The organism is Caulobacter sp. D5, from assembly GCF_003185805.1.
Classification (GTDB): domain Bacteria; phylum Pseudomonadota; class Alphaproteobacteria; order Caulobacterales; family Caulobacteraceae; genus Caulobacter.
The window spans coordinates 1-5,738 of the sequence record NZ_QHJY01000513.1 but is presented as its reverse complement, the minus strand read 5'-3'; the positions used below and the strand labels follow the sequence as shown (position 1 = coordinate 5,738).

Genomic DNA, 5,738 nt, shown 5'->3' with positions numbered 1-5,738 from the left:
GATGGCGTCCTGGATGAAGAACACCGGGATGTTGTTGCCGACGAGATCGAAGTTGCCTTGTTGGGTGTAGAACTTCACCGCGAAGCCGCGCACGTCGCGCGGCAGGTCGGCCGAGCCCTTGTTGCCGGCCACGGTCGAAAACCGCGTAAACACCGGAATGCGCTCGCCGGTCCTTTGCAGGAAGTCGGCGGCGGTGACGTCGGCGCAGGAATCCAGGCACTCGAAGAAGCCGTGCGCGGCCGAGCCGCGGGCGTGGACCACGCGCTCGGGGATGCGCTCATGGTCGAAGTGCATGATCTTTTCGCGCAGGATGAAGTCCTGCAGCAGCACGGGGCCGCGGACCCCGGCCTTCAGCGAGTTCTGGTTGTCGGCGATCGGCACGCCCTGATTGGTGGTCAGCTGCGTTTCCGGGCCGTCGGCCTGCTGGTGGGTCTCGCCGCCGGGCGCGATGAAGGTCTCGCCTTCGGTCGAGGGACCCGCGGGCCTGGGGGGAGGGGCGTTGGTCGGCGGCGTGGAGCCGGCGCGTGCGCCCGCTGTTTTGGCCTTGGTCTTAGCCGGGGTGGCCATGGGGCGTCTTTCAATTTTGAGGTGTGGCGAACTAACGTTCGCGCGGAGTCGAGGTTGCTGTCGCCAAGCCGACATAACTCCCTGAAACCACGATTTATTTTCGTGCGGGCCTCGCCTCGAACTTTCCGCTCCGTGGAGAGTTTGCACCCCGCCGCGTCTCTGTGAACGGCTTGGGAACGAGAGCAGGAACGTCATGCGCGCATCGATCATTCACCGGCTGGGAATCTCGTCTTGAAGCGCCGCGTGGCGGTGGCCGTTCCGGCGCGAAACGAGGCCGCCTGGATAGAGGTCTGCCTGACCCGCCTGCTGGCGATGGAGCGCGACGATCGGATCGCGTCGCTGCGCATCGTGGTGCTGGCCAACAACTGCATCGACGACACTGCCGAGCGCGCCCGTCGCCTGGGCGGCGACGTTGAGGTCGTCGAGATGCGGCTGGATCCTGACCAGGCTCATGCCGGCGGCGCCCGTCGCGCGGCGTTCGAGGCCGCCGCGGCCCTTCTGCACTCGCCCGAAGACCTGTTGCTGACCACCGACGCCGACACCCACGTCGCGGCGGACTGGCTGAGGCGTACGCTCGACCATGTCGACGCCGGCTACGACGCGGTAGCGGGGCTGGCGCGGCTCAAGGGCGCTGAACTGCGCGGCCTCGACCCGGCGCACCGCGCCCGGCTGGCCCTGCTGCGCCGCTACTACGCCGCTCTCGACGCCTTGCGGGCAGCGCGGAGCGACGAGGCCTGGCCGCACCACTTCTACGAAGGCGGCGCCAGTATGGCCCTGACCCTCGGCTGCTATGCCCGCATCGGCGGCGCGCCCGCCCCGCCGGTGGGCGAGGACAAGGCGCTGTTCCAGGCCGTAAGGGCGGCCGGCGGACGCGTGCGCCACCCCATCGACGTCAAGGTCTTCACCTCCTGCCGCCTAGCCGGTCGCGCCGTAGGCGGAACCTCCGACACCCTGGACCTCTGGGGGCGCCAGGCGGTCGACGAGCCGATCCACGAGGCGCCGCCGCTCAATGTCGCCCTCGGTCTTGCGACGCCGGGACCCGCCCTGACCTTCGCCGATCTTCCGGCCGAGATCGACAAGGCCCGCGCTCTGGTGCGCATCGGGCGCGAGCGGATGCTGCTGGCCGAGGCCGGCTAGGCCCAGCGCCACAGATCGAGGCGATAGTCGGCGTTGCGCTGAGCCGTATCCACAGTGACAGCGTCGCCCAGGTGCGCCCGCAGGCCTTCGACGGCCTCGTCGGCGGTCTTGGGATAATCGGTCTCGCCTAGCCAGTGGACCAACAGGATCCGTCCGCCGGAAACGCGTGCCGCCCGGAAGGCTTCGGCCGCCAGGGCCAAGTCGCCGTCGTCCCAGTAGTAGGCGACCTCCGACAGCACGATCAGGTCGAACGACCCGGGAACGGGATCGCGCGGAACCTGCAGCAGGGCGAATTCGACATTGGCCAAGTCGGCGCAACGCTTTCGCGCCTGATCCAGAGCGGTCTCCGAAACGTCCAGCCCCAGAAGGCGGTCGCAGTGTTCGGCCAACTGCCGGGTCAGGACACCGATCGAGCAGCCGACCTCCAGCGCATGGGCGGCGCGCTCTTCACCGAGGGCGGCGAGGGTGGCCGCGTACTTGCCCTTCTCGTAGGCGCTGGTCTCGAAGCCCCAGGGGTCGGGATCGGCGGTGTAAAGGCCTTCGAAATAGCCGGGCTCCAGCGAGCGGGTTTTTCTCAACGCCTGCACTCCAGGAAGATCTCGACCGGCCGGTCGGTCAGGGCCGCCAGGTCCGGCGGCACCTGGAAGGCCTCGGCGGCGTCCTGGATCATCGGGGTCATCTGGGTCTCGTGGCAGGCCAGGGCCTTTCGGCGGCGCGTGATCTCGCCGCCGCACATCAGGCCCCAGACGCCCTTGGCGCCGTGGCGATGGGCCAGGTCCGGATCGGCCCAGCCCCAGACCAGATATTCCATCTTCACCGGCTCGCGGGTGTCGATCGAGGCGATGTAGTCCGACGCCAGAAGGTTGGCCGCGACATGGTCGCAATGCCGTTCCTCGCGCCACGGCGCCCAGACGCTCCACGGCTTGAAGCCGTCGGAGCAGTCGCGCAGCTCCCGCAGCGACGCGGCGTAGGCTGTATCCTCGCGAGGGATCGGCGCGCCGTCGGGCCACCCCATGAAATGGACGTCCTCGGGCGGAACGCCCAGCACCTCCAGGGCCGCCAGCGCCTCTTGCCGCCGAACACGGGCCAGCCGCTTGGGCGGCCAGGTCGGCGAGCCCGTGTGCGAGCCGGCGCCATCGGTGAGATAGGCCACGCGGGGCTTCAGGCCCAGCTTGCTGGCTGTCGCGATCAGGCCGCCGCAGCCCAGCGTCTCGTCGTCGGGGTGCGGCGCCAGGATCAGCAACGGCGACAGGCCGTCCAGCACCGTGGCGTCGAGGTTGAAGGCCTGGTTGACCAGGGCCGCCCAGGCCGGCTCGCCCATCGCCGTCACCACAGGGGATCGTCCGCCCAGGCGTCCTTGGCCAGGAACGCCGCCGCCGCGCGGTCCAGCGCCTGGTCCGGCACGGGCTGGCGCAGATAGAGCGCCAGGTCGCGACAGGCCTGGTCCAGTGGATTGTCGACGAAGAAGGCCCGGGTGCCGACGCTGCGGGCCGCTGCCTCCATGACGGTCAGGCCGGCCTCCTCGACCACGCCTCGGGTCATCAGTACGAAGCTGATCGCCTCGGCTCCCGCATCCGGCGCTTCGGCCCGCTGGGCCGCTTCCCGCACCCACAGATAGGCCGAGCGCGTCGCCGCCAGCGCCTTGCCGAAGCGGGCCCGATGGATCGGATCCTGGCCGGCGGGCGAGGCCGCCAGATGCTCTCGCAGCAGGGTCAGCACGTGCTCCACGCCGCCCAGCTGCACCGCCGTGAACCGCCAGGCTCCGGCCGAAAAGCGCGGCTCGCGTTCGTAGTCGCCGGGCGCGCCCAGGCGCGTCGCGGCGTCGACCGGCAGGCCGGTAAGGTCGTATGTCCCGCTGACCGTCGCCCTCATGCCCCGCACCCGCCAGGCCGATGGATCGGCGCGGGCCGGATCGGCGGCGTCCGCCAGGACCATCTGCTTGCCGCCGCTCGCCGTGGCGGCCGTGATCACGGCGATGTCGATATGGCCCGCGCCGGTGGCGTAGGACTTCGCCCCGTGCAGGCGACCATCGGCGATGGTCACGCCCGGCGTCGGTTCGGTGTTCCAGACACCCAGGACCTTGCCGGCGGCCAGGTCGGCTTCCAAGGTCCGCCGCTGTTCGGCCGACCCGTACCAGGCGACCAGCCGCGCGCCGTTGACGTGACCTTCGAAGATCCGCCCCAGGCTGAGATTGGCGCGGCCGACAAGGCGCAACGCCTCCATCAACTCGCGCGGGGAGGTGGCGTCGCCGGCCATCACCTCAAGCGCGCCGATCGACGCGAGCAAAGCGACGTCCTCGGCGGGGAACTCGCCGCCGGCGTCGAGATCCGCGGCGCGGGCGCGAATGTCTTGCAAGGCATGGCGCAAAGCGGCCAGCACCGCCGCCACAGACGGCGGGGCCGGCGCTGGCGTAAACGCGATCTGCGCCAAGTCAGGCGTCCTCGAGCATCGGCGTGCCTTCGTGCGCGACCAGTAGGTCGTGCATGTCGTCGGCATGCTCCTCCTCGACGGTGAGAATGCCCTCCAGCATCACCCGCGTGGTCGGGTCGTCGTCGCCGAAATAGCGGATCAGTTCGCGATAGTGCTCCACCGCGATCCGTTCGGCGATCAGGTTTTCCTTGATCATGTCGACCAGGTTCTCGCCCTCGACATATTGCGAGGCCGAGCGGCTGGCGAGCCCTTCGGGGCTGAAGTTCGGCGTGCCGCCCAGCTGGGTGATGCGCTCGGCCACGGCCAGGGCGTGGGCGTGCTCTTCCTTGGCGTGTTCGGCGAACTCGGCCTTCGGGCCCTGGCTGGAGATCCCCGAGGCGATGATCGAGTGTAGGGTGTAGCGCAGCACGCAGACCAGTTCGGTGGCCAGCACCGTCTGCAGGATCTCGATGGTCTTCTTGACGTCGCCGCCATAGGCCGGCGTCAGCGCGCCGTCCTCCAGGTGTTCCCGCGCCCTGGCCCGCAGGGTCTGCACGTCGCTGAGGAAGGGTTTGTCGCCAACCTGATCGTTCATCTTGCGTCCCTCGATGATCCGAGCATGCAACGCGCCGTGGGCGGTCTCGATCCGGAAGGGCGCGACGGCGGCCGCCTTTATTAGTCGATGACGAAACAGGTGGCGAAATATCTTCGCGGAGAATTCGACGTCGATTGTTTTATGATGCCGCCGCGCGTGAATTATTTTCACGATGCGTGCAAATATTTATATTCATATTACCAGAGATAAATTTCCATATTTCCGGGAATAAGCTGCGGATCATCGTGCAACCTTGTCGGGTTGAGAGGGCTTAACTCCGCACCTCTCGGAGATCCACGAACATGTTGAAGCCCATGATTGGCGTCGCGCTCGTCGCGATGCTGCTGGCCGCGTGCGGCCAGAAGAACGCCGACCACGAAAAGGTCGAAGGGCCTGCCGTCTCCGCGCCGGCGGCTCCGGGTAACGCCGCCGTCGACACCGCGCCGACCACCGGCGAGACCGGCCCCACCCCGGGCGCCAGCTCCTACACCGCCGACCAGGCCCGCATGGCCATCGAGAAGGCCGGCTACACCGCGCTGGGTCCGCTGAACCAGAACGCCAACGGTCTGTGGCAGGGCGAAGCCACCAAGGACGGCCGCAAAGTCAACGTCTCGATCGACTACAAGGGCGCTATCACCGAGCTCTAGGCTCGGCCGTCCTTGCTCGCCTCAAATCATAACCTTTCTGGGAACATCCACATGAGCAAGACCATCACCCGGCTGTTCGACAGCCACACCGAGGCGCTCGACGTCGTCTCGGACCTGGAAGCCTACGGCGTCGGTCACGACCGCATCAGCCTGGTTTCCGACAACACCGACAACTGGCATGACGGCGACCGCAAGGCCGACGGTCCGCTGGGCGACCACAATGGCGACGGCGACAACGACGTCGCCGACGGCGCCGGTAAGGGCGCGGCCACAGGCGGTCTGGTCGGCGGCGGGGCGGGCCTGCTGGCCGGGCTCGGCATGCTGGCCATTCCGGGCCTGGGTCCGGTCGTGGCGGCGGGATGGCTCGCGGCCACCGCAGTCGG

Annotated in this window: 7 protein-coding genes and 1 pseudogene; 3 read left to right on the top strand and 5 right to left on the bottom strand. The window is 68.6% G+C overall.

Annotated features, from left to right (window positions below):
• The coding region (locus DMC18_RS24605; RefSeq protein ID WP_146218211.1) for a catalase at positions 1–567 on the bottom strand (567 nt) is incomplete at its 3' end.
• 231 nt (positions 568–798) lie between these two features.
• Here DMC18_RS24605 and DMC18_RS24600 point away from each other — a divergent pair.
• Positions 799–1,704 carry a glycosyltransferase gene (locus DMC18_RS24600; protein WP_158285985.1) on the top strand — a complete coding sequence of 302 codons (906 nt, stop codon included), beginning with the start codon at positions 799–801 and terminating at the stop codon, positions 1,702–1,704.
• Here the strand turns inward: DMC18_RS24600 and DMC18_RS24595 are convergent.
• The 4 genes from DMC18_RS24595 to DMC18_RS24580 are packed head-to-tail and all read right to left on the bottom strand — an operon-like array spanning position 1,701 to position 4,708.
• Positions 1,701–2,282 carry an SAM-dependent methyltransferase gene (locus tag DMC18_RS24595; RefSeq protein ID WP_109099899.1) on the bottom strand — a complete coding sequence of 194 codons (582 nt, stop codon included), beginning with the start codon at positions 2,280–2,282 and terminating at the stop codon, positions 1,701–1,703. The genes DMC18_RS24600 and DMC18_RS24595 overlap by 4 nt on opposite strands.
• Entirely contained in the window at positions 2,279–3,037 is a 759-nt protein-coding gene (locus tag DMC18_RS24590; RefSeq protein WP_146218210.1) for a PIG-L deacetylase family protein, read from the bottom strand. The genes DMC18_RS24595 and DMC18_RS24590 overlap by 4 nt, the downstream gene beginning before the upstream one ends.
• Entirely contained in the window at positions 3,031–4,134 is a 1,104-nt protein-coding gene (locus tag DMC18_RS24585; protein WP_109099841.1) for an acyl-CoA/acyl-ACP dehydrogenase, read from the bottom strand. Before DMC18_RS24585 ends, DMC18_RS24590 begins: the two co-directional genes overlap by 7 nt.
• A gap of 1 nt (position 4,135) precedes the next feature.
• Complete coding sequence (locus tag DMC18_RS24580) at positions 4,136–4,708, bottom strand: bacterioferritin (protein WP_109099898.1); 573 nt, start codon at positions 4,706–4,708, stop codon at positions 4,136–4,138.
• Positions 4,709–5,010: 302 nt separating this feature from the next.
• Here DMC18_RS24580 and DMC18_RS24575 point away from each other — a divergent pair, with 302 nt between their 5' ends.
• Both DMC18_RS24575 and DMC18_RS24570 read left to right on the top strand, forming a co-directional pair.
• Entirely contained in the window at positions 5,011–5,355 is a 345-nt protein-coding gene (locus DMC18_RS24575) for a hypothetical protein (protein WP_109099840.1), read from the top strand.
• A gap of 51 nt (positions 5,356–5,406) precedes the next feature.
• A pseudogene (locus DMC18_RS24570) lies at positions 5,407–5,738 on the top strand (hypothetical protein); the annotation flags it as partial.

What these genes read in the sequence shown, in the direction of transcription:
- DMC18_RS24580 (WP_109099898.1), bottom strand. Translation starts at nt 4,708, where the DNA reads ATGAACGATCAGGTTGGCGACAAACCCTTCCTCAGCGACGTGCAGACC.
- DMC18_RS24575 (WP_109099840.1), top strand. Translation starts at nt 5,011, where the DNA reads ATGTTGAAGCCCATGATTGGCGTCGCGCTCGTCGCGATGCTGCTGGCC.